Consider the following 17,357-nt stretch of genomic DNA (forward strand, 5'->3'; position numbering starts at 1 on the left):
CTTGCTCCGCCGGAGCGGGTTCCGTATCTACCTGCAATGTCCCGCGTTTTACCCTGTCTGACCGTCCTTGTTCTGGTTGTTGCCGGCTGGATGCCTGCCGTTTCGGCAGCATCGCATCGCCATGGCGCGAAACCGAGGGCTGATGGTGCGCATGTGCTGGGGCATTTTGATGACTGGACGGCCGCCACACACATCGAAGCCGGGGAAACGGTTTGCTACGCTTTTACCTACGCCCATGCTTCCGATCCAAAATTGTCGGGGCGTTCCCGTGTCGTGCTGACCGTGACTGAACGCGTGAAGGACCGCGATGCCGTCGCGATCAGCGCTGGATACACTTACCCCCCCAATGCCACGGTGCATGTGACGGTGGATGGGGCGGCCTTTGATTTCTATACCGCCCAGCGATCTGCCTTTGCGCGTGAGGGTAGCAAGGCGGTGGCGGCATTCCGTAATGGCAGGCAGGCCGTGGCGCATGGTCCCGGTCCACGTCAGCAGACGGAGGTTGCCGACACGTTCAGTCTGCGCGGTTTTTCGGCTGCTTACGCCACTATTCTGAAAGCCTGTCCGTCATCATGACCTCCGCTGCCCAGGCCGTCCCTGTCACCCTTCCTGTGATGCCGGATGCGGAAGATGCCCGCATCATGGCGAAGGCTGCCCTGTTCGCTCCGCCGCCTTCCGTGCTGGAGGACGGGCGCAAGGATCTGGTTGGTCTGTCGCGGGAGCAACTGACGGAGGCGCTGGCGGAGATTGGTTTTCCAGCTTTTCGTGCGAAACAGCTCTGGCATTGGATCTATCATCGTGGTGAGACCGATTTCCGGGTCATGTCCAGCATCGCCAAGCCACAGCAGGAGACACTGGCCGAGCGTTTCGTCATCAGCCGCCCGGCCGTGACTGAATGCCTGACCAGCGTGGATGAGACCCGCAAATGGCTGTTCCGTTTCCGCGACGGGCAGGAAGCGGAGACGGTTTACATCCCCGATCCGGTCGAGGATCGCGGCGCGGTGTGCATCTCCTCCCAGGTGGGTTGCACACTGTCGTGCCGTTTCTGTCATACCGGCACGCAACCTCTGGTGCGTAATCTCGGCCCGGCGGAAATTGTCGGTCAGTTCATGGCCGCCCGTGATGCCTACGGGGAGTGGCCCAGCCCGAAAGGGGAGACGCCGCGGCTGCTATCAACCATCGTGCTGATGGGCATGGGCGAGCCACTCTATAATTACGAAAACGTGAAGCAGGCGATGCGCATCGTGATGGATGGCGATGGCATCGCCCTGTCACGACGTCGTATCACCCTGTCCACCAGCGGCGTGGTGCCGATGATGGATCGCTGCGGGACGGAACTGGCGGTTAATCTGGCCATTTCCCTGCATGCCGTCACTGATGAATTGCGGGATGAGCTGGTGCCCCTGAATCGTAAATATCCGATCAGGGAGCTGATCGCCGCCTGTCGTCGTTATCCGGCCGCGAGTAATGCGCGCCGCATCACCTTTGAATACATCATGCTGGATGGCATCAATGACAGTGAGGCCGAAGCACGCGAACTGGTGCGTCTGATCGCGGGCATTCCCGCGAAGGTGAATTTGATCCCCTTCAACCCATGGCCGGGCAGCCAGTATACGCCGAGCCGCCCGAAGGCGCTGGAACGATTCTCCCGGATCGTGATGGAGGCGGGCTTTGCTTCCCCCATTCGTACACCGCGTGGCCGGGATATTCTGGCCGCCTGCGGGCAGTTGCGGACGGACAGCAGGAAAGAGCGCCGGATCGACTGATGACTTGCCTGCGCCGGCCCCTGTAAAACAAAATAATAAAAACCAACAATAAAGCTGGGGAAGAAAGCCAATCATGGAGCAGCCCGTTATCCTGAGCGCGGCCCGGACCGCCATTGGCCGCTTCGGGGGCGGCCTGTCCTCTGTTCCCGCCCATCAACTGGGGGCGGTTGCAATCAAGGCGGCGCTGGAACGCTGTGGTTTGACACCGGAGGATGTAGAGGAAGTCATTCTCGGGCAGGTGCTGACAGCGGGGCAGGGACAGAATCCTGCGCGTCAGGCCGCGATCGCTGCCGGTGTTCCGGTCGAACATACCGCCTTTGGCGTCAATCAGGTCTGTGGCTCCGGCTTGCGGGCGGTGATGCTGGCAGCGCAGCAGGTCATGACCGGACAGGCCCGGCTGATAGTGGCGGGTGGTCAGGAAAACATGAGTCTGGCCCCTCACATCGCCCATCTTCGGAACGGAACCAGGTTCGGTGATACCCAGCTTGTCGATACGATGATACGGGACGGGCTGTGGGATGTGTTCAACGGCTATCATATGGGCATCACGGCGGAGAACGTGGCATCGGCCCACGGGATCAGCCGCGAGAGGCAGGATCTTTTTGCCCTTGAAAGTCATGGCCGGGCGACGCGGGCCACGCAGGCGGGAATTTTCAGGGAGGAAATCGCCAGCGTGTTCCTGCCCGGTCGTCAGGGCATGGTGGAAGTCAGCGCAGATGAACATATCCGTCCTGATACCACGCTGGAGGCCCTTGCGGCCTTGCGACCCGGCTTTTCCGAAACCGGCACCGTGACGGCAGGCAATGCCAGCGGCATCAATGACGGCGCTGCGGCGCTGGTGATTGCCAGTGCGGTGGAGGCGTCCCGTCGGGGACTGCGTCCGCTGGCGCGGATTGTCTCCTTTGCCTCCGCAGGGGTCGATCCGGCCATGATGGGGCTGGGACCGGTTCCGGCCAGCCGCAAGGCGCTTGATCTGGCCGGATGGCGGGTCGCCGATCTGGATCTGATCGAGGGTAACGAAGCTTTTGCCGCGCAGGCCTGTGCCGTGAACGCGCTGATGGGGTGGGATACCGCCCGGGTCAATGTGAATGGAGGCTCTATCGCGCTCGGGCATCCGATCGGGGCATCCGGTGCGCGCGTGCTGGTGACGCTGTTGCATGAAATGCAGCGACGGCAGGTTCGGCGAGGCCTCGCCACACTCTGCATCGGCGGCGGCATGGGTGTGGCCATGTGCATCGAGAGACTCCATAGCTGAAGCAGAAGCAGGGTGGACAGAAAGCGATCATTCGTTGAATCTCCCCCTCCCTGTTCGGCGGCCTGTTTTCTGGCAGGGTGAGAATCTGTCAAAAGATTCATTTCTCTGGTCCCGTCAGTGACATTTTTTCACTTTCTTTTGTGAAGAACGTGACGGAGGTTGTTCAGCCTTCAGGAAAATCCTGTTGCGCACCATGGAGAGACCGGCTCAGCCGAATGCCTTTTTCGTAAGGGAGAACGATGCTCGACCTGCCACACATCCTGCTCGCCATTTCCGGCCTTCTCATTGTTGTCAGCGCAATTCAGCCACTGGCCCGGCATTTGGTGATTTCAGATGCGGTGCTGCTGGCCGTCGTTGGGGTGGCAATCGGTGTCGGAGCGACGGTGGTGATGGAAACCAATCATCACACCCCGCTTGATCACGTGGCGAGCACGTTGCTGGCAATTCCTGTCGACAGTGAGGCCTTCCTGTTCGTGTTTCTGCCGCTGTTGGTGTTTCATGGCGGTTTGTCGATTGATGTGCGCGGTATGGTGCATGACGCGGCGCCGATCCTGCTGCTGGCTGTGGTGGCCGTGTTTCTGACCACAGCAGCAATCGGATTTGCGCTTTGTCCTTTCGCTCCTGTACCGCTGATCGTGTGCCTGATGGTGGGTGCCATCGTGGCGACGACCGATCCCAGCGCAGTGGTCGGCGTTTTCCGGGAGATCGGGGCCGATGCGCGGCTGACCCGGCTGGTGGAAGGGGAGGCGCTGCTGAATGACGCGGCCGCGATTTCCCTGTTCACCATGCTGATGACCACTCTTGTCAGACATCAGGTGCCGTCGGTCATGGGGGCTGCCTCCAGTTTCGTGCTGGCCTTCATGGGTGGCCTGCTGGTGGGGTACGGCTTTGCCCGCATCATGCTGGCCGCTATTCCGCGACTGAACGGGATCATCGCCGCAGAGGTGACACTAACTCTGGCGCTGCCCTATCTGGCCTATATCGTTGGCGACGAATTTCTGCATGTGTCCGGGGTGGTGGCGGCCTCCGTGGCCGGGTTGACCGTCAGTTCCATTGGTCCCTCGACTTTTCGTCCGCAAAGCTGGTCCTTTTTGCAGGATATCTGGAAGCAGATCAGCTTCTGGGCCAGCTCCATGGTGTTTATCCTCGCCTCGATGCTGGTGCCGCGCCTGATGATCGGGGTCACCAGATCGGATCTGTTACTGGTAGCCATCGTTGTGGCGGCCGCCATGGCGGCGCGGGCGCTGGTGCTGTTTGGATTGCTGCCAGCCCTGGCCACGTTGAAACTATCCCAGCGTGTGCCGGCCAAATTTCAGGTCACGATCCTGTGGGGTGGTCTGCGGGGTGCCATCACGCTGGCGCTGGCGCTGTCAGTGACCGAGAACTCCTTCATTTCTACTGACGTGAAGCGGATGGTTGCCATTCTCGCTACCAGTTTTGCCCTGATTACCTTGCTGGTGAATGGTACCACGCTCCGTTATCTGGTGACGTGGCTCGGGCTGGATCGGCTGTCTCCGGTCGATCAGGCGCTGCGTAATCAGGTGGTTGCCATCGGCCTTCAGGATGTGAGGGATGCGATCGAGGAACGCGGGCAGGACTATGGTTTTTCTCCGCAATCTGTTGATCACGTGCTGCGGATCTATAATCGCCGCATTGCCGAGGAAACGGCCGCCAACACCTTCGATACCGCCATTACCGACCGGGAGCGCGTGTTGATTGGTCTGTTGACCTTCGCCAGTCAGGAAAAAGCGACCCTGCTGGAAATGTTCAAGGATCGCGCGATTTCCCGTCATGTGATGGAAAACCTGCTGCGTGCGGCAGAAAGCATGGTGGACGGGGTCCGTTCCGATGGGCGCCTCGGTTATATCCGCGCAGCCCGGCGGCGGCTGCGCCCGACCCTGAAATTCAGGGTCGCCCAGTGGATGCACAAGCATCTGCGCATCAACAAGCCGTTGATGTACCGTATGATGGAGCGGTATGAAATTCTGCTGCTCAGCTATCTGGTGTATCTTACCATGATGCGCTTCATGAAGCGGCGGATGGAGCCGGTGCTGGGTGAGCGCGTGGCCGAGATCGTGTCCGAGATTGTCGGTCGCCGGCGGGAATTGCTGTCCGAGGCGCTTGATACACTCCGTGTGCAGTATCCCGGCTATGCGGAGGCGCTGGAGACCCGCATGCTGCGGCAGATCGCCCTGCGTCTTGAAGCCAATGAATATGCCGAATTGCACCGTGAGTCGTTGATCGGTGAGGAGCTGTATGAAGAATTGCAGCGCGATCTTGAGGCGCGGCGTGATCGGCTGTCCCAGCCTCTGCGCTTTAACCTCCAGACGGGGATGGATAACCGCATCCGCGAATTCCCGCTGCTGAGTGAATTGCAGCCTGCTGTGCTGCATGACCTGTCGATGAATTTCAGTATGCGTTTTCCGGTGCCGGGAGAGGCGGTTTTCAAGCGTGGAGCGGTTGCCCGATCCGTGTTCTTCATCAGCTCCGGCACGGTGGAACTGGTGGATGGTAATCATGTCATCACGCTTGGGGCAGGTGATTTCTTCGGTGAGGATGAAGTGCTGAAAGGTGGCCGCCGTCACGCTACGGCGCGTTCACGTAGTTTCGGCCAGTTGCTGGAGCTGAAGGCCGATGTATTCCGTGATCTTGTGGCGGAGCAGCCTGATCTGCAATCCCTCATCGAACGTATCGTCTCCTCCCGTCATCCTCGTTCTATAGTGGAGGAACCTCAGATCGTTGAGGAAAAAGCCAGGCATGATATCACCGGGCAGCCTTTGATCAGCTTTGATCGCAAGCGGCTGGCGGAGAAAGGGCAGCCGGCGAAGGCCTCGGCCCCTTATCCCGCGGCTGAATAGGGTGGAGGCTCGATAAAATCTGCCGCCTCTGCACTTTGGCGTGACGGTAGCAGATGATTCCCTTTAGGCTTCTGGCGATAGAGAATGGACGTCATCAATAATGGCCTCGGAAGAAGGCTGGTTGGGGGGAAGTATGGCAAGAGTGGCGCTCGTAACAGGCGGTACCCGCGGCATCGGTGCATCTATCAGCAAGGCCCTGCAGGCACAGGGTCATCGTGTCTTCGCGAATTACCTCCATAATGATGTGGCGGCACTCGATTTTGCGGAGGAAACCGGAATCGAGACAATCCGCTTTGATGTGGCCGATTACAGTGCCTGCGAGGCCGCCATTGCTGAAATCAGCGCAAGGGCGGGGCGGGTGGAGATTCTGGTGAATAATGCCGGGATCACAAGGGATGGCACCATGGCCCGTATGACGAGGGATATGTGGGATTCGGTGCTGGATACCAATCTCGGGGCCTGTTTCAACCTCTGCAAACTGACCTTTCCCGGAATGAGGGAGGGAGGATTCGGCCGGATCGTGAATATCGGCAGCATCAACGGTCAGGCGGGGCAATATGGCCAGGTCAACTATGCGGCCGCAAAATCCGGCATTCATGGTTTTACGAAGGCGCTGGCTCAGGAGGGCGCGCGCTATGGTATCACGGTCAATGCCATCGCACCGGGTTATGTCGATACAGAGATGGTCCGTGCCGTTCCTGCCGATGTATTGGAGAAGATCGTAGCCCGTATCCCGGTCGGCCGGCTTGGGCGGGCGGAGGATGTAGCCCGTGGCGTATGTTTCCTGACCGACGAGACAGCAGATTTCATCACTGGCTCCACCCTGTCCATCAATGGCGGTCAGCACATGTATTGATGATGCGAATGCAGTCAGAAAGAAATATTTTGTAACAAAATAGAAATAAAAATAAACAAAAAAGAAACAATAAATAATAGTCTTATATAAAAAGAAATCTTCTTGAAACTGACATAGAAGATTTCTGATCCTGTTTCTAAACCCCGCCCGTTCATCTGATTGAAATGATGGAAGCAGGGGTCTTCTTTAATGGTTTTTTCTATTGCGCTGCGTCGTGCCTTACTGGCAGGCGTCGCCACTGCCTGCATGTTGTCGCCTGCGATGGTGCAGGCTCAGGATTCTTCCGATCGCATTCAGGAGCTGGAACGTCAGATCCGCGCTGTCCAGATGCAGCAGGCGCGTCAGATACAGCAGTTGCAGGCTGAACTGCGCCATATGCGCGCGCAGGTGGCAATCCATGCCCAGAAGGTAGAAGTTGCTCATCAGCGGGCTATTGCTGCCGCCACGCAGGCTCATGCGGAGGCCCAGAAGGCCCATCAGGAGGCGCTCGTCGTTCATCACGATGCCGAGCACATTACCGATGCTTTTTCCAGATTGCCGCCTCCGCCGCAGGGGTCGCCTATTGGTGGTCCTGCCTTCACGCAGGTTGAAAAAGGCGCCCCTGGGGTCCGTGTCGGGTTTGAGCGCGGCCGTCCCACTCTGTCGGCCATTGACGGTCGTTACGCCTTCGCGGTCGGTCTGGCGCTGCATTACGATATGGGCGGATATATCATGCCCGATCCAGCCCCAGGCACCCGCCCGGCGGTGACACGTCTGACCTCGTTCGGCACCAATCTGCGTCGAGGGCGTATCCCTTTCATGTTCCGGTATGGAAACGTAACCGCCAATATCACACCGGAATTCGGCAGCTCGGTGGATGGTGCAGCAGGGCTTTATGAAGCCAACCTGAACTATTCAGGTATTCAGCCCTTTGTGTTTACGCTGGGTTATTTCCAGCCGCGCGTGACGCTGGAGGATTCAACAAGCTCCAACGAATTCCTGTTTCTTGAGCGTCCGTCAATTGTTGATATAGCCCGTAATATTGCTGCCGGTGATGCACGTGCGACGGTCGGCGGAAAAGCCAATGGCAAGCGTTGGTATGCAGCACTGTATGGCACTGGTTCGAGCTATGGCTCCCAGATGACCGAGACACTCAGCGGCAACCAGACTGGTGGTGTCGTGCGTGTGGCAACCCGGCCGATCGCAGCCAAAGATGTTGATGTGCATGTCGGCTTTTCGGCCAGCAAGGCGTTTAACCTTGATGATGTGAATGGCAACACGACGCTTCGTCTGCGTGATCGACCGGAAGTCCGTGTTGCTAATATCCGTCTGATTGACACGGGTAATCTGTCTGCAACCAGTGCCTATGAATACGGGCCTGAATTTGGTTTCCGCTATAAAAACCTGCTGATCCAGGGTGAATGGATTGCAATTGGAGTGGATCAGAAGCCTTCAGGTGTTCTGCCGCGACCGTCGCTCGGTTTTGGTGGTGGTTATGCTTCGATCAGCTATGTGCTGACGGGGGAGGTGCGGCAGTACGATCCCAGTGCAGCGGCCTTCCGTGGCCCCAGCCCGGTGCATAATTTTGATCCGTCGCATGGACATTGGGGTGCGTTCGAACTGGTCGCACGCTACAGCATTGCCGATCTCAACAGCAATGTGACGCCGGGGATTGCGGCCTCTGTGACGGGTGGTACCTATGGTGGGCGTCAGGCGGTGTTTGCGGCAGGCGTCAATTGGTATCTGAACCGGCATTTCCGTTTTATGCTTGATTACAACTACATTGATGTTGATCGGATGAACTCTGCGGGCAAGGTTCAAATCGGCCAGACCCTGCATTCAATCGTCGGACGGGCACAGGCTGCGTTCTGATACTATCGGCCATACTCTGCTGATGAACCCGGATGTCTGTGCATCCGGGTTTTTCAGGCATCACCCTGGTTGCCAACCGGGTGGGGCAAGTTCGAAGCCCTCAAACCGGAAAGCAGGGGCTACGATGCAGCTGACCAGACTCCAGTTTCCGAGACTTTCCGCTGCCTGCCATGCATGTGGCCTGACCACACCCTGAAGCGTTTCGCCTTGACTGAGATCAGGCCCGATCCGCAAGCGTGTGGTTGATGATCCATCTTCTGACAGATGCAGATGAAGCGGCGCACCGCCCTGCCATAGCCAGAGCTCCGATGCGTCCACCCTGTGCCAGTGGCTGCGTTGCCCGGCAGCCAGCAGGAACAGGATCGCGGTTCCGGCTTCTCTCTCTCCCGGTCCTGACGCTGCGGCACGCCAGGTTTCGCGGTAAAAACCGCCTTCCGGATGAGGGGCAAGATCAAGATGCGAGATCACCGCCCCCACCGGGAGGGAAGTGTCGCGCAGATCAATCCCAGGCAGAATATTGCCGGTCACGCGGGCTTTGGCGCGCTGAGGGCAAGGGCTGGTTCCTGAGAAATGGTCTCGAACCATTGGGCAAGGCGCGGATGGTCTGAACGCCAGTCCTCATGGCTGAAACGCAGATCGAGATATCCCAGCGCGCAGGCGACCGAGATGCTGCCGATGTCCAGCAAAGTATGGGGGAGTGCCGTTTCCAGAAAATCCAGCCCGCGCAGCACGGCCTGACGCTGGCGTTCAATGACTGCATCACGGGCCTCCTCTCCGGGGCGGGTTTCCTCGCCACGCCGCAGGACCGCAGCATCCATGATACCATCTGCCAGCGCCTGTTGCCGCAGGACGACCCACCGCGCCGGGCTTTCCAGACGGGGAAACAGCTTCATGCCACCATCCTGGATGCTGTCCAGATACTCGCAGATCACCGGGCTGTCATAGATCGCCAACCCGTCACTGGTCAGCAGGGTGGGTATCTTGGACAGGGGATTGGCGGCCAGCAGTTCCGGCGGTGACGCATGGGGGCTGGTTGGGATCAGCGTGATCTGCTGATCAATTTCGCGCGCGATCGCACAGGCGATGACTTTGCGTGCGAACGGGCTGAGTGTGGAATAGAACAGTTTCACGAGGCCGCACTTTCAATGAAATAAAGATCAGAACCGATCTTTCATCTGCCTCAACTCACCAAGGACATGGGGGGTTGAGGCCCGGAGAAACGGGTTGGTGGCCAGTTCCTGCGCCAGAGGAACGGGCAGGGATGGCTCCCCTGACGCCCTCATCCGCGCGACATCGGTGGTTCGTTGCTGCAAGGCCGTGTTGTCCGGATCAACATGCAGCGCAAAACGGGCATTGGCAGACGTATATTCGTGGCCACATGCTATCAGTGTATCGGGTGGTAGAGTAGCGATTCTGCGCAGGCTTGTGAACATATCTTCTGGCGTGCCTTCGAACAAGCGGCCGCATCCCAGGCTGAACAGGGTATCGCCACAGAACAGGAACGGTCCCTGTGGCATGAAATAGGAGATATGCCCCCGTGTGTGGCCGGGCGTGTTGATCACCTGGAACTCGGCCAGCGTTCCAAAGGGCAGCCTGTCGCCCTCATGCAGGGCATGATCCAGCCGGGGCAGCCTGTCTGCATCTGCGGCGGCCCCGGCGATCAGGGCACCGGTCCGATCCCGCAGGGCGGCGGCGGCGGCAATATGATCATCATGGTGATGGGTCAGCAGGATCAGAGCCAGATGTCCGCCACCTTGGCGGAGTGCTTCCAATGCGGGCTGTTCCTCGCAGGGGTCAATGATCGCGCGGAGATCGCTTTCCGTGTCGCTGACCAGCCACGCATAGTTGTCGGTGCGCATAGGAACAGGATGGAGTGCCAGTGTCATGGTGTTAGTGTACCATGGCTGAGAGGCTGCGGAAATACACAGGCCATGCCCATAGGCAAAGCCATGTCTGTGGCAGGGTCTGTAGCAGATGGGGTTTGTGAACCGGATGCGGCGGATGGAAAAACTACCCGATATGCAGCAGGCCGCCGCGTTTTATGGCACTCTGGCGGGGGAGGTGGTGGCCAGTCTGCTGCGGGCGCGACTGCGTCTGTTATGGCCGGGTGGAGAATGCGAGGGCCAGACCTTGCTGGGGCTGGGCCATGCCGCCCCGTATATGCGATGTTGGCGCAGCACGGCGTATCGCTGTGTTGTCGGGTCTTTGCAGCCCTCTGCCGGCCAGGTATGGCCCCCTGCCGGTCGCACACTCAGTTGTGATGCGACTCCATCGGCATTACCGTTTCCGGATCTCAGTATCGACCGCATCGTGCTGGTGCATGCGCTGGAGATGACGGATCACGCACGCGGTCTGCTGCGGGAGGTATGGCGTATCCTGAAAGATGACGGACGGCTGATGGTGGTGGCACCGAACCGGACCGGGTTATGGGCGCATCTGGATACCAATCCGTTCGGGCAAGGGCAGCCATTTTCTCACGGCCAGATCGAGCGTCTGCTGGCCGCTTCCCTGTTCCGGGTGGAACGCCGGGATGCCGCGCTGTATATGCCTCCCGTGTTTCATAGCCGTGCGCTTCTGCGTGCTGCATGGCTGTTTGAATCAACTGGCCGCCATCTGATACCCGGGCTTGCAGGCGTCACGATCAGTGAGGCCGTCAAGGATGTGTATGCGGGTGTGCCGCTGCGCCCGACCATCCGTAAGCGATTGATGGTACAGGATGCGGCGGAGCATCTGGTATCACAGAAGGCATTTACAGCCGTTTCTCACCCCTCTACGACTTCTGACTGCGGGGTAGTATCCCCGGATCGATCATCAGTCGGAAACTCATGATAACGCGCCCTATCGGATCTACCCCGGCTTCGTGCGCAGGAGATATCGTTTTGCGGCGTGTCCGGATTTTGACTGTATCCCTGCTGGTTCCGGTCGTGCTCGGGCTGAACGCCTGCGGTTCATCCAATAGTAATCCCTCTCCATCCCCGGTTGCCGCCGCTACGTCATTGGATGCCTATGATGGTAGCTACACTGGCAGCCGTACAATCTCCGCAGTGAAAGGCAGTCGGGCCAAATGCGGGCAGGATTTTGATCAGGCGGCCATCAGGGTAACCCATGGCATGGCCATTCTGCGCTTCATCGCGCACCGGCATCCTGTCGTATTCCGCACTCCCGTCGCGCCGGATGGCACGTTCATGTCTACCTTCAAGGGAAATACCCTGGACGGTCATTTTACCGGAGACAGTTTTGAGGGGGTTGTTGATACGCGGGCTTGCACCTATCAGGTGCAGGCAAAGCGGGATGAGACTGTTCGCTGAAATAATGATCTGCTTTTGCTTGAAACAGGGCCTCAGCATGGGTCTATAAGGCCCTGCGATAGAACGGAGATCGTCCGGTCTTGCGCTGTGCTGTCTCGGTCAATGCTGAATGGCATTGCCAATCTTCAGCTGTGTTGTATAGTCTGCAGACTATCAACCAATGCGACAGATCTGCCTTTAGGTTGCATGCTGGAGCAGGTCGATGAATTGATTTTTAATGTTACTTATACAGCCGATTCTTTAACAGCACAAAAATATTAGAGTATTGAGAATATAAAGTTTACTTTTGGGACAACACGTTAATTATTTTTTCTTACAATTTTTAATGCCTTAAACCCAGCGGCGAGATCAGACATTTGACCGACATCTCTTCTTCTTCTTCTTCTTCTGCACAGGACGCTTCTGCATCTGTTCCTGTTTCGCATATTCCAGCCTCCTCGACCGAATCTGCCCCGACAAAGCAGCCTGCTCCTGAGGTCAAATCGCCTTATCCTGCAGTGGCTGATATTCCGACGCAGGAAGGACCGCGCGGTATTCGTTATGATTTCAATCTCGGAGCACGGGTGTCACTCCCTGAACGTCAGGAGAAGCCGTTTATTGTCTGTCTGAGGGATATTGATACCGGGAACATCCTGTTCCTGTCCTCTGGTCCTGCGACATTCATCAATTCTGCAAAGCGGTTTTTCGTCCGCTTCCGGATCGAGGTATGGGACTCTCCCGATGGCGGTCCGGCGAGTGGGAAGGAGCCATTTTTCGTGCATGATTACGATGCACGGGGCCGTGATATCCTGGTCCAGTTTCCGGTCGGCACGCTCGGCGATATCATGGCGTGGTTTCCCTATGCTGCCCGCTTTGCCGAGAAGCATGGCTGCAAACTGACCTGTGCCCTGTCGGAACTCATCATTCCGGTTCTGGAAAAAGCCTATCCGCATATCACCTTCGTCACGCATGACGAGATGAAGGAAAAGAAGCTGGCGGAGACATTCTACGCCACATATTCGCTGGGTCTGTTCTTTGATGATATCGACTGTGCCTGGCAGCCGACTGATTTTCGCTTTGTAGGGCTGCATCGAACGGCGGGCTATATTCTTGGTGTGGATCCGGAAGAGGAAGCACCCCGTCTGGCCCTGCCGGATGAAAGCCGCCCCATCCCGGAGCCTTATGTCTGTATTGCTGTCCAGAGTTCGACCCAGTCGAAATACTGGAATAATCCGACCGGCTGGCGCAGCGTCATCGCTGAGTTAAAGCGTGCTGGCTATCGCGTGATCTGTATCGACCAGAAAGCCGTTCATGGAGTGGGTCTGGTCTGGAATCATATCCCCAACGGTGCGGAAGACGAAACCGGCAATCGCCCGCTGACGGAGCGTGCCCGCTGGCTGCGTCATGCGGATTTCTTCGTCGGTCTGAGTTCCGGCCTGTCCTGGCTGGCCTGGGCAGCCGGAACGCCAGTGGTCATGATCAGCGGCTTTACACACCCGACCAATGAGTTTCACACGCCTTACCGTGTTCACAACTGGCATACCTGCAACAGCTGCTGGAACGATGCCAGTATTCGCTTTGATCATCACGATTTTATGTGGTGCCCTCGCCAAAAGGACACACCGCGTCAATTCGAATGTACCAGGCTGATTTCTGCGGATTATGTGATTGATAAGATCCGTATGATCCCAGCCTTCCAGAAGCAACTGGCGCGGGTGGAAGCCAGCGCAGCGGTCAAAAAGAGTGAAACAGCTTCCCATCCGAAAAAACTTCAGAAAGCCTGAAACATTGGCTGACTGCTCATCCCGTTCATCCCGGCAGAGCTAGCGGATGAGCGGGATTGTCTCTTCAAGATGCTGGTTTACCGCCGAGCCTGAAAAAAGCCGCGCAGCAAAGCGACTGCTTCTGTCTCTCGCACGCCGCCGATGATTTCCGGCTGGTGATGGCAGGAGGAAGCATTGAGCACTCTGGCGCCATGCTCGATGCCGCCCCCTTTTGGATCGTATGCGCCGAAAATGATCCTGCGGATGCGGAAATGGCTGGCTGCCTGGGCACACATCGGGCAAGGCTCCAGCGTCACGTAGAGATCACAGCCGATCAAGCGTGTTGAGCCGAGTTGTTTTGCAGCTTCACGCATGGCCAGCATTTCGGCATGAGCGCTGGCGTCATGATTGGTCTCAGTCAGATTATGCGCCTGCGCCAGCAGATATCCTTCCGGGCTGATCACCACGGCACCGACCGGCACCTCCGCCGCGGCCGCGGCGAGACGGGCCTGTCTTAGGGCATGTTCCATAGCCTCACCCGGACCGGGGCGAAACAGGAAAGGGGGACAGTTTTCCTGCATGCTCAGTGCATTGTGCCGTATATGCCGCGTATAACGTGTTTCATCCGCCGTCGATCCGCTTTAGCTAGAGACCATGAACAATACGACTCGTCCCCTGATTGGCGTAACCCTGGATACCGAGCAACCTGGCGGGTATTCGAAATATGACTGGTACGCCTTGCGTGCAAATTATGCTGGTGCGGTCATTGCAGCGGGGGGGCTGCCGGTGGCATTGCCCCACGATCCGGTACTGGCTGAAGCCTATCTGGAGCGGATCGACGGTCTGGTGGTGACGGGCGGTGCCTTCGATGTCGATCCGGCGCTGTATGGTGACGGTGCAATGCATGAGACCGTCACTCTCAAGGAATCCCGCACGGCCTCTGAACTGGCCCTGACCCGAGGGGCATTGGCGCGGAATATGCCGGTGCTCGGCATTTGCGGTGGCCAGCAATTGCTTGCTGTGGCACTGGGTGGCACCCTGATTCAGCACATTCCCGATAGCATTGAAAACGCCCTGGAGCATGAGCAACCCAACCCGCGGCATCAGCCGGGGCATGAGGTCACGATCCTGCCTGGCACTCTGTTGCACAGGATTGTGGGGGCAGAGCAGATGCAGGTGAATTCCGCTCATCATCAGGCGGTTCGCACGCCGGGGCCTCATGCATGTATCAATGCGGTTGCACCGGATGGGGTGGTCGAGGGGATCGAGGATACGCGTTATCGCTTCTGTCTCGGCCTGCAATGGCATCCCGAATTTCTGATCGACCCCGGTGACGCCCGTATTTTTGCGGCCTTCATCGCGGCCTGCGCATCATGACGGAGGAGCGGATGGAAGACGCTGATGCAGGGGCGCCGCGTGGTGAGCGCATTGCGAAATGGCTGGCACGGGCGGGGGTGGCCAGCCGCCGTGACGCGGAAAAGCTGGTAGAAGATGGTCGGGTCCGCCTGAATAACCAAGTGGTGACCCATCCCGCGACATTTGTGGGATCGGGTGATCTGGTCACCGTTAATGGCTCTCTGGTGGAAGCGCCGGATCGCACGCGGCTGTGGCGCTATCACAAGATTGATGGGGTGATGACCACCCATCGCGATCCGCAGGGCCGCCCGACCGTGTTCGAAAAGCTGCCTTCGAGCATGCCGCGTGTGGTGAGTGTGGGGCGGCTTGATCTCAACAGCGAGGGGCTGTTGCTTCTCACCAATGATGGCATGCTGGCCCGCAGGCTGGAACTGCCGCAGACCGGCTGGATCAGACGCTATCGCGTGCGGGTGCATGGTGATGTGACGCAGGAGATGCTGGATAGTCTGGCGCGTGGCGTCACCGTGGAAGGTGTCCGTTATGGCTCGATCGAAGCCGGGCTGGACAGCAGCAAGGGCAGCAATTCCTGGCTGACTGTTTCCCTGAAGGAGGGGAAGAACCGTGAAATTCGTAAGGTCATGCGCCATATCGGGCTGCATGTGACCCGGTTGATCCGTATCGCTTACGGCCCGTTCCAGCTTGGTCAGCTTGGCAAAGGCGAGGTGGAGGAAGTGACCGGCAAGGTGCTGCGTGAACAGCTTCCCCGAGACTGAGACATATTCATGAGAATCGTCGCCGGGCAATGGCGAGGCCGTGCGTTGATTGCCCCTCCCGGACAGGCAACCCGCCCGACGGCGGACCGGGTTCGGCAGGCTTTGTTCGATATGCTGCTCCATGCACCATGGGGTGGACGTGGCCTGCTTGATGGCGCCACTGTGCTGGATGGATTTGCCGGTACCGGTGCGCTGGGGCTGGAGGCTTTGTCACGCGGCGCCAAGGAGGCTGTGCTGATTGAGCGCGATCCTGTGGCGCTCCAAGCCTTGCGGACCAACGTCACCGCGCTGGGGGCAGGGGAGCGGGCAAGAGTGCTGGCGGCTGATATGCTGGTTCCTCCTTTGGCGTCTTTCGCATGCAACCTTGTTTTTCTTGATCCGCCCTATCGTCAGGATCTGGTGCCGAAGGCGCTTGCGGCCTTGAAATCACGGGGCTGGATTGCTCCGGATGCCCTGATCGTTGCTGAATATGCGCGTGATGAGTTCCTTCCAGCTATGACAACATTGGCTGAAAGGGAGCAAGGTGCGGCCCGCATCGTGATCTGGCGGTCTGTCTGAAGTAGCATTCCAGCCGACCGGCATTCAGCCCGTTGACCGGCCAAATGGCTGGCTTATATGAATATTTTCAATGCCGCTTATGGCTCTGTTGCGGAGGAGTGGGGCGATATTTGAAGAGCAATCCCGTCAACTGGGGCTGCATGGCATTTTCTTAAATAAAAGCAAATTTTTATGTTGTATGGATTCGGTAAGAATGTGTTTTGATGCTGGAGATTGATTTTTCGCGTGTATTCGACAACTGAGCGTGGAAGATATGAAATGAAAGATGATGCTGGCCAGCCCAAAGCTTCTGACGTGCAGGAGCAGAATGAAAAAAACCTGAACCAGGTTCAGGAAGGTATTGCTGATAAAATGCTGGAAGAGGTCAATGGTGGGGGAGGCAATTCCCGATTCCTTCCACTTGAAATACAACCATTATAATCTGCTTTTATCCGGGAACTGGCATGTATCGATGGGATCGCTGCTTCATTTCAGTCAGCGCTCCACTAAACTATACACAGTTGATGCTATTGTTTTGATGGCATCAGCATCCCCAGTAAACTTTATACTGCATGCATGTATAAGAACAGATACAATATAGCGACAAGATAATTCAGTCTATCACTATTTTTATCATGTGAAAACTGCTTAAAATATAGAAATTTAGTTCCGAGTCCACACGTGCAGTTCTGCGTTTATTACAGGACATAGCATTAAAATTGACATTTTAATCCAAAATTGACTTTGGATTGCCGCAATTATGCGTAAAACTGGATATCAATTTTATGATTTTACTAACATGCCCACAGATGTGATTGGATAACGACGGCGCGGCTTCTGGGGTGATGCATTCTGGGTTGAAGGCGCGGCTTCTGCATTTCGGGCGCCACCACACACTTCTTCCAGCTGCTGGTCAGAAATTTTTTCGTTCTGGTCTAGTTTTTCGGTCATGTTTTCTACTTCCATATATAATGAGCAAATTGAAACTCACTTGCCCTTTAGTTAATTTTTCGATCTAGGGTACCAAAATGCAAGTGAATTTTATTTAAAACGTT

The 17,357-nt window shown here is 57.4% G+C and carries 18 protein-coding genes; 13 read left to right on the forward strand and 5 right to left on the reverse strand.

Annotation, left to right across the window (positions count from 1 at the left end):
* Positions 1–36: 36 nt before the first annotated feature.
* The 6 genes from GbCGDNIH6_RS02340 (at position 37) to GbCGDNIH6_RS02370 (ending at position 8,586) form a co-directional block, all read left to right on the forward strand.
* A complete protein-coding gene (locus GbCGDNIH6_RS02340) occupies positions 37–576 on the forward strand; it encodes an invasion associated locus B family protein (RefSeq protein WP_072562715.1) in 540 nt (179 codons plus the stop codon).
* Complete coding sequence (rlmN, locus tag GbCGDNIH6_RS02345) at positions 573–1,766, forward strand: dual-specificity RNA methyltransferase RlmN (RefSeq protein ID WP_072562716.1); 1,194 nt, start codon at positions 573–575, stop codon at positions 1,764–1,766. The genes GbCGDNIH6_RS02340 and rlmN overlap by 4 nt, the downstream gene beginning before the upstream one ends.
* A gap of 73 nt (positions 1,767–1,839) precedes the next feature.
* Complete coding sequence (locus GbCGDNIH6_RS02350) at positions 1,840–3,021, forward strand: acetyl-CoA C-acetyltransferase (RefSeq protein WP_072562717.1); 1,182 nt, start codon at positions 1,840–1,842, stop codon at positions 3,019–3,021.
* Between the two features lie 239 nt (positions 3,022–3,260).
* Positions 3,261–5,879: a cation:proton antiporter gene (locus GbCGDNIH6_RS02355; protein ID WP_072562718.1), complete on the forward strand. Its 2,619-nt coding sequence runs from the start codon at positions 3,261–3,263 to the stop codon at positions 5,877–5,879.
* 133 nt (positions 5,880–6,012) lie between these two features.
* On the forward strand, positions 6,013–6,735 hold the full coding sequence (gene phbB, locus GbCGDNIH6_RS02360) for an acetoacetyl-CoA reductase (RefSeq protein WP_072564267.1): 723 nt from the start codon (positions 6,013–6,015) through the stop codon (positions 6,733–6,735).
* Positions 6,736–6,924: 189 nt separating this feature from the next.
* Positions 6,925–8,586, forward strand: coding sequence for an OprO/OprP family phosphate-selective porin (locus tag GbCGDNIH6_RS02370; RefSeq protein WP_081369925.1), 1,662 nt, complete (start codon positions 6,925–6,927; stop codon positions 8,584–8,586).
* A gap of 60 nt (positions 8,587–8,646) precedes the next feature.
* Here GbCGDNIH6_RS02370 and GbCGDNIH6_RS02375 read toward each other — a convergent pair whose 3' ends face one another.
* Genes GbCGDNIH6_RS02375 through gloB form a run of 3 tightly spaced genes read right to left on the reverse strand, consistent with a single transcriptional unit; the run spans position 8,647 to position 10,472 of the window.
* Positions 8,647–9,114, reverse strand: a complete 468-nt coding sequence (locus GbCGDNIH6_RS02375; RefSeq protein ID WP_408874833.1) for a cupin domain-containing protein — start codon at positions 9,112–9,114, stop codon at positions 8,647–8,649.
* Positions 9,111–9,716, reverse strand: coding sequence for a glutathione S-transferase family protein (locus tag GbCGDNIH6_RS02380; protein WP_072562720.1), 606 nt, complete (start codon positions 9,714–9,716; stop codon positions 9,111–9,113). The genes GbCGDNIH6_RS02375 and GbCGDNIH6_RS02380 overlap by 4 nt, the downstream gene beginning before the upstream one ends.
* Before the next feature lie 27 nt (positions 9,717–9,743).
* Entirely contained in the window at positions 9,744–10,472 is a 729-nt protein-coding gene (gene gloB, locus GbCGDNIH6_RS02385; protein ID WP_072562721.1) for a hydroxyacylglutathione hydrolase, read from the reverse strand.
* A gap of 115 nt (positions 10,473–10,587) precedes the next feature.
* Here gloB and GbCGDNIH6_RS02390 point away from each other — a divergent pair, with 115 nt between their 5' ends.
* From GbCGDNIH6_RS02390 to GbCGDNIH6_RS02400, 3 genes are all read left to right on the forward strand, one after another.
* On the forward strand, positions 10,588–11,415 hold the full coding sequence (locus GbCGDNIH6_RS02390; protein ID WP_232449921.1) for a methyltransferase domain-containing protein: 828 nt from the start codon (positions 10,588–10,590) through the stop codon (positions 11,413–11,415).
* A gap of 68 nt (positions 11,416–11,483) precedes the next feature.
* Positions 11,484–11,894 (forward strand): hypothetical protein, encoded by a 411-nt coding sequence (locus GbCGDNIH6_RS02395; protein ID WP_157692297.1) that lies wholly within the window; start codon positions 11,484–11,486, stop codon positions 11,892–11,894.
* A 356-nt stretch (positions 11,895–12,250) separates the two neighbouring features.
* Positions 12,251–13,657 (forward strand): autotransporter strand-loop-strand O-heptosyltransferase, encoded by a 1,407-nt coding sequence (locus tag GbCGDNIH6_RS02400; protein ID WP_072562724.1) that lies wholly within the window; start codon positions 12,251–12,253, stop codon positions 13,655–13,657.
* Positions 13,658–13,734: 77 nt separating this feature from the next.
* Here the strand turns inward: GbCGDNIH6_RS02400 and GbCGDNIH6_RS02405 are convergent, their stop codons facing one another.
* Positions 13,735–14,217: a nucleoside deaminase gene (locus GbCGDNIH6_RS02405; RefSeq protein ID WP_072562725.1), complete on the reverse strand. Its 483-nt coding sequence runs from the start codon at positions 14,215–14,217 to the stop codon at positions 13,735–13,737.
* Positions 14,218–14,290: 73 nt separating this feature from the next.
* Here GbCGDNIH6_RS02405 and GbCGDNIH6_RS02410 point away from each other — a divergent pair, with 73 nt between their 5' ends.
* The 4 genes from GbCGDNIH6_RS02410 to GbCGDNIH6_RS12315 all read left to right on the forward strand — a co-directional run bounded on the left by GbCGDNIH6_RS02410 (position 14,291) and on the right by GbCGDNIH6_RS12315 (position 16,743).
* A complete protein-coding gene (locus GbCGDNIH6_RS02410) occupies positions 14,291–15,013 on the forward strand; it encodes a gamma-glutamyl-gamma-aminobutyrate hydrolase family protein (protein ID WP_072562726.1) in 723 nt (240 codons plus the stop codon).
* The gene (locus tag GbCGDNIH6_RS02415) at positions 15,010–15,765 is read left to right on the forward strand and encodes a pseudouridine synthase (protein ID WP_072562727.1); all 756 of its coding nucleotides are present in this window, start codon (positions 15,010–15,012) and stop codon (positions 15,763–15,765) included. Before GbCGDNIH6_RS02410 ends, GbCGDNIH6_RS02415 begins: the two co-directional genes overlap by 4 nt.
* Positions 15,766–15,774: 9 nt before the next feature.
* Positions 15,775–16,323, forward strand: coding sequence for a 16S rRNA (guanine(966)-N(2))-methyltransferase RsmD (rsmD, locus tag GbCGDNIH6_RS02420; RefSeq protein WP_072562728.1), 549 nt, complete (start codon positions 15,775–15,777; stop codon positions 16,321–16,323).
* Between the two features lie 258 nt (positions 16,324–16,581).
* Positions 16,582–16,743, forward strand: coding sequence for a hypothetical protein (locus tag GbCGDNIH6_RS12315; protein ID WP_157692298.1), 162 nt, complete (start codon positions 16,582–16,584; stop codon positions 16,741–16,743).
* A 342-nt stretch (positions 16,744–17,085) separates the two neighbouring features.
* Here GbCGDNIH6_RS12315 and GbCGDNIH6_RS12320 read toward each other — a convergent pair whose 3' ends face one another.
* Positions 17,086–17,253: a hypothetical protein gene (locus tag GbCGDNIH6_RS12320; RefSeq protein WP_157692299.1), complete on the reverse strand. Its 168-nt coding sequence runs from the start codon at positions 17,251–17,253 to the stop codon at positions 17,086–17,088.
* Between the last annotated feature and the right edge of the window lie 104 nt (positions 17,254–17,357).

This window comes from Granulibacter bethesdensis (assembly GCF_001889525.1).
In the GTDB taxonomy this organism is placed as follows: Bacteria; Pseudomonadota; Alphaproteobacteria; order Acetobacterales; family Acetobacteraceae; genus Granulibacter; species Granulibacter bethesdensis_C.

Excerpts from the sequence above, each read along its gene's own strand:
- GbCGDNIH6_RS02340 (WP_072562715.1), top strand. The coding sequence starts at position 37 with ATGTCCCGCGTTTTACCCTGTCTGACCGTCCTTGTTCTGGTTGTTGCC.
- rlmN (WP_072562716.1), top strand. The coding sequence starts at position 573 with ATGACCTCCGCTGCCCAGGCCGTCCCTGTCACCCTTCCTGTGATGCCG.
- GbCGDNIH6_RS02350 (WP_072562717.1), top strand. The coding sequence starts at position 1,840 with ATGGAGCAGCCCGTTATCCTGAGCGCGGCCCGGACCGCCATTGGCCGC.
- GbCGDNIH6_RS02355 (WP_072562718.1), top strand. The coding sequence starts at position 3,261 with ATGCTCGACCTGCCACACATCCTGCTCGCCATTTCCGGCCTTCTCATT.
- phbB (WP_072564267.1), top strand. The coding sequence starts at position 6,013 with ATGGCAAGAGTGGCGCTCGTAACAGGCGGTACCCGCGGCATCGGTGCA.
- GbCGDNIH6_RS02370 (WP_081369925.1), top strand. The coding sequence starts at position 6,925 with ATGGTTTTTTCTATTGCGCTGCGTCGTGCCTTACTGGCAGGCGTCGCC.
- gloB (WP_072562721.1), bottom strand. The coding sequence starts at position 10,472 with ATGACACTGGCACTCCATCCTGTTCCTATGCGCACCGACAACTATGCG.
- GbCGDNIH6_RS02390 (WP_232449921.1), top strand. The coding sequence starts at position 10,588 with ATGGAAAAACTACCCGATATGCAGCAGGCCGCCGCGTTTTATGGCACT.
- GbCGDNIH6_RS02405 (WP_072562725.1), bottom strand. The coding sequence starts at position 14,217 with ATGCAGGAAAACTGTCCCCCTTTCCTGTTTCGCCCCGGTCCGGGTGAG.
- GbCGDNIH6_RS02410 (WP_072562726.1), top strand. The coding sequence starts at position 14,291 with ATGAACAATACGACTCGTCCCCTGATTGGCGTAACCCTGGATACCGAG.
- GbCGDNIH6_RS02415 (WP_072562727.1), top strand. The coding sequence starts at position 15,010 with ATGACGGAGGAGCGGATGGAAGACGCTGATGCAGGGGCGCCGCGTGGT.
- rsmD (WP_072562728.1), top strand. The coding sequence starts at position 15,775 with ATGAGAATCGTCGCCGGGCAATGGCGAGGCCGTGCGTTGATTGCCCCT.
- GbCGDNIH6_RS12315 (WP_157692298.1), top strand. The coding sequence starts at position 16,582 with ATGAAAGATGATGCTGGCCAGCCCAAAGCTTCTGACGTGCAGGAGCAG.
- GbCGDNIH6_RS12320 (WP_157692299.1), bottom strand. The coding sequence starts at position 17,253 with ATGACCGAAAAACTAGACCAGAACGAAAAAATTTCTGACCAGCAGCTG.